The sequence below is a fragment of the Moorena sp. SIO4E2 genome, from assembly GCF_010671945.1.
GTDB lineage: Bacteria > Cyanobacteriota > Cyanobacteriia > Cyanobacteriales > Coleofasciculaceae > Moorena > Moorena producens.
Genome location: NZ_JAAHIE010000884.1, coordinates 1 through 2,339, shown reverse-complemented (window position 1 = coordinate 2,339; position 2,339 = coordinate 1). Strand labels below are relative to the sequence as shown.

Genomic DNA, 2,339 nt, shown 5'->3' with positions numbered 1-2,339 from the left:
CTTGCTTATTTAGCCTATTACCTACAGTACCACAAGAATTGTTGTTTATGTGAGGGGGTGAGCTTACCCCATGGATGAATCGTAGGGGCTTGCGCTCACCCCCTCACACTCCCCGATTTCCGGTCAACGGTCAATGGTCAACGCTCAACGCTCAACGCTCAACCTTTAACCTTCCACAGAGTTTTTATAAGAATCCTGCGGCAGCACTAAGGCTTTGAGGTACCTTACCGTTACTGTGGTTGGTTTTACCATTGCCATTACGGGGTTGGATTACTCCATATCCCCCATGATTGCGTTCATAGATTACATTAATCTCCCCGGTTTTGATGTTCCGGAACATATAAAAATCGTGGTCTACTAGCTCTAGTTGTTCCAAGGCTTCCTCTACAGTCATTGGCGGCATGGCAAAATACTTCATGCGCACCACTTCTTCGGGTAGCTCAGGAGTGCGATCGCTAATCAGATCAACTGGCACCGATTCTTCTTCGAGTATTACCTGTGTCTTGGCCTGATTACGGGTTTTCTGAGATTGCAGCTTCTCCTTATATTTGCGCAGTTGACGATGAATCTTATCAGCGACCAGATCAATGCTGGCATACAAGTTTTCAGTACCCTCTTGGGCACGAATCACTGTCTTATTGGCATAAATGGTTACTTCAGCTGTCTGTTTAGGGTTTATCCGAGGATTACGAGCCACCGATAGATTTATATCGACCTGATTGGTAATGTTTTGAAAATGATTGACCGCCTTTTCTATTTTTTGATGTACATAGTCACGAATTGCATCGGTGATATCGATGTTTTTACCTTGGATAACAAGCTTCATACTGACTACTCCATCTCGTAACGTTTGCGCTTGACAATAGCAGTGGAGGTTGGGGAGATCTGCTATTGGTTCTTACTCTTACCCTATCACTTTGTATTCTAGACAACATCAACTTTTGATTTCTCTTCAAATTCCTTTGCATTCGTTGACATTGATAAAATAGGGCATAGAGTATGAGATAATTGAGGATCGTGCGTAAATGTTTAATTAGTCATCAAGGTTTAGTCCCTTACACAGTGGCTTGGGAGCAACAGCGTACGCTAGTTAGTCAACGGCTCCAAGATTCCAGTTTGGATGATATTCTCCTGTTGCTGGAGCATCCACCGGTTTACACCCTAGGAAAAGGATCTCGTCTTGACTTTCTCAAATTCGATCCCAATCAGGTTAACTGGGACGTGCATCGGATAGAGCGTGGTGGTGAAGTGACCTACCACTGTCCTGGACAACTGGTAGGCTACCCCATTCTCAATCTCCGGTACTATCGCCAAGATTTACACTGGTACCTCAGACAGCTAGAGGAAGTTTTGATTCAGGTATTGGCTGTCTATGGACTAAAGGGTGAGCGGGTGGCTGGCATGACTGGTGTCTGGCTAGAAGGATGTAAAGTTGCTGCCATTGGCATTAAGGTGAAGCGCTGGATTACCATGCATGGCTTTGCTTTGAATGTCTGTCCTGACCTTGCAGGTTTTAATCATATCGTTCCCTGCGGCATTGCGGATAAACCGGTGGGTAGTCTAGCTCAGTTTATTGCGGATCTTAGTGTGGAACAGGTAAGGTTAGATCTCTGTGGTAAATTTGCTGAGGTTTTTGGTTTGCAACTGATTGACCAAGGGGAAAGGGGATTTTAGGGTAAGCATTCAGCTATCAGCATTCAGCTATCAGCATTCAGCTATCAGCTATTGGCCTATGGCCACGGTACTTCAAATGCATATGCTTACCAAATAGCTAAAGTCCTGCTACAGCATCCTGGTTTTTGGGTAACGGTATTGCCTCTTTCCACCGTATATTTGTTAATTTTTATTTAAATTTTATCAAAAAAATCACCAGCTGTTGAGACAGCTGGTATGATCCACGTAATTAATTAGAGATACGTCGTCGTTTTCCATGAGGAAAATCCAGGCTGCGCGTTCCCAAACCGACAGCCTAAAAATTTCTGCTTTAAATTAATCGTAACAGAGAATACGTTCTTTTTTGTAATTAAAGTTTACATTTTTTGGGTTGAGGCAGATTCCATCACGTGATGACGACCTTGATCAGGACGCCCCCAGAGGATTTGCTCGTGCTTATAAATCGCCATGCCTGGTTTAGCGCCTTTAGGCTTGTAGACATATTTGGGTTTCGTGTAAACAACTGGTACCTGTTCACTCTGACACCCCCGGCTGTTGTAAGCGGCTAGATCAGCAGCAAATTGCAAATCTGCTGGATCAGCTACTGTTCCTGGCTCTAATCTCAGTAGTACATGACTCCCAGCAATCTCTTGGGTATGAAACCAGAGGTCATAATCCCCAGCGGT

2 protein-coding genes and 1 pseudogene are annotated in these 2,339 nt (G+C 44.3%); 1 reads left to right on the top strand and 2 read right to left on the bottom strand.

Features of this window, described 5'->3' with window-relative positions; translation table 11 throughout:
- Nucleotides 1-184 precede the first annotated feature (184 nt).
- Complete coding sequence (hpf, locus tag F6K37_RS38585; RefSeq protein ID WP_287256451.1) at nucleotides 185-826, bottom strand: ribosome hibernation-promoting factor, HPF/YfiA family; 642 nt, start codon at nucleotides 824-826, stop codon at nucleotides 185-187.
- A gap of 191 nt (nucleotides 827-1,017) precedes the next feature.
- Here hpf and lipB point away from each other — a divergent pair, with 191 nt between their 5' ends.
- Complete coding sequence (gene lipB / locus F6K37_RS38580) at nucleotides 1,018-1,674, top strand: lipoyl(octanoyl) transferase LipB (RefSeq protein ID WP_044493304.1); 657 nt, start codon at nucleotides 1,018-1,020, stop codon at nucleotides 1,672-1,674.
- A 356-nt stretch (nucleotides 1,675-2,030) separates the two neighbouring features.
- Here lipB and F6K37_RS38575 read toward each other — a convergent pair.
- A pseudogene (locus F6K37_RS38575) lies at nucleotides 2,031-2,339 on the bottom strand (hypothetical protein); the annotation flags it as partial.

Bases quoted from the DNA above. Each gene is read 5' to 3' on its own strand.
- hpf (WP_287256451.1), bottom strand. From the start codon at position 826: ATGAAGCTTGTTATCCAAGGTAAAAACATCGATATCACCGATGCAATT.